The 1,312-nt window shown below is 63.3% G+C and carries 1 protein-coding gene and 1 other annotated feature; the gene reads right to left on the bottom strand.

What is annotated here, in order from left to right:
• Positions 1–39: 39 nt before the first annotated feature.
• A protein-coding gene (locus C666_RS19060; RefSeq protein ID WP_086013378.1) for an IS3 family transposase occupies positions 40–1,262 on the bottom strand; the annotation gives its coding sequence in 2 pieces (ribosomal slippage) (positions 40–980 and positions 980–1,262; 1,224 coding nt in all).
• Positions 868–984, bottom strand: a sequence feature (AL1L pseudoknot). Its footprint overlaps the gene before it by 117 nt.
• Positions 1,263–1,312 lie beyond the last annotated feature (50 nt).

Genomic DNA, 1,312 nt, shown 5'->3' with positions numbered 1-1,312 from the left:
TGAATTGCCCCGGGTTTTGCGGAGGCTGTTTTGTTTGAGTCAGGCAGGAAGGGCCTGCTCGCTGTGATTGCGGTAGTAATTTGCCTCGGCTTCGGCTGGTGGAATGTACCCGATTGGCTCAAGCAAGCGGTGGCGGTTGAACCATGAGACCCATTCGAGGGTGGCGAGCTCGACCGCCTCAGCACTTTTCCAGGGGCCGCGCCGATGGATGAGTTCGGCCTTGTAGAGGCCGTTGATGGTCTCGGCGAGTGCGTTGTCGTAGCTGTCGCCACGACTGCCGACCGAAGGCTCGATACCGGCTTGAGCCAGGCGTTCGCTGTAGCGGATCGAGACGTACTGCGATCCACGGTCGCTGTGATGGATCAAGGTCTGGCGTTCGGGCTGGCGTGCCCACAGGGCCTGCTCCAAGGCGTCCAGGACGAACTCGGTCTGCATGGATCGGCTCACCCGCCACCCCACGATACAGCGGGCAAAGACGTCGATGACGAAGGCCACATACACGAAGCCCTGCCAGGTCGAGACATAGGTGAAGTCGGAGACCCAAAGCTGGTTCGGGCGCTGGGCGACAAACTGCCGATTGACGTGATCGAGCGGGCAAGGCGAAGCAGGGTCAGGCCGGGTGGTTCGAACCGTCTTGCCGCGCAGGGCGCCACGCAGCCCGTCGGCACGCATGAGCCGCTCGACCGTGCACCGGGCAACCGTAATGCCTTCGCGCTGCAACTGCCGCCAGACCTTGCGTGCCCCATACACCTGCAGGTTCGTCTGCCAGACCCGCTCGATGTCGCTGGCCAGCACTTCGTCGCGACGGGTTCGCGACGCGCGCAAGGCCGGATTACGGCGGCGTGCCACCGTGCGCCGATACGCCGAAGGGGCAACCTGCAGCACCTTGCAGATCGGCTCGACCCCGAAGCGCTCGCGGTGCGTATCGATGAAGCCGTTCATCACTTGTTGCGGCGGTCGAGCTCCGCCTGCGCGAAATACGCGCTGGCAAGGCGCAGAATTTCGTTGGCCTTCTTCAACTCGCGGTTCTCGCGTTCGAGTTCCCTGATGCGGGCCGCCTCGGCCGTGCTCACCCCGTCGCGCTGACCGGTGTCGCGCTCAAACTGCCGAACCCAGTTGCACAGAGTCTGCGCGCTGCAGCCGATCTTGCCGGCAATCGATTCGATCGCTGACCACTGGGAACTGTGTTCGGCACGCTGCTCAAACACCATGCGCACCGCGCGCTCACGTACCTCGGGGGAGAACTTCGTCGTCTTCTTCATGGCTCCATCTTCTCAAGAGTTGGAGCCTCCGCAAAACCCGGGGCAATTCA

The organism is Thauera linaloolentis 47Lol = DSM 12138, assembly GCF_000310205.1.
GTDB classification, from domain to species: domain Bacteria; phylum Pseudomonadota; class Gammaproteobacteria; order Burkholderiales; family Rhodocyclaceae; genus Thauera; species Thauera linaloolentis.
This window is presented reverse-complemented; position numbering and strand designations above follow the sequence as displayed.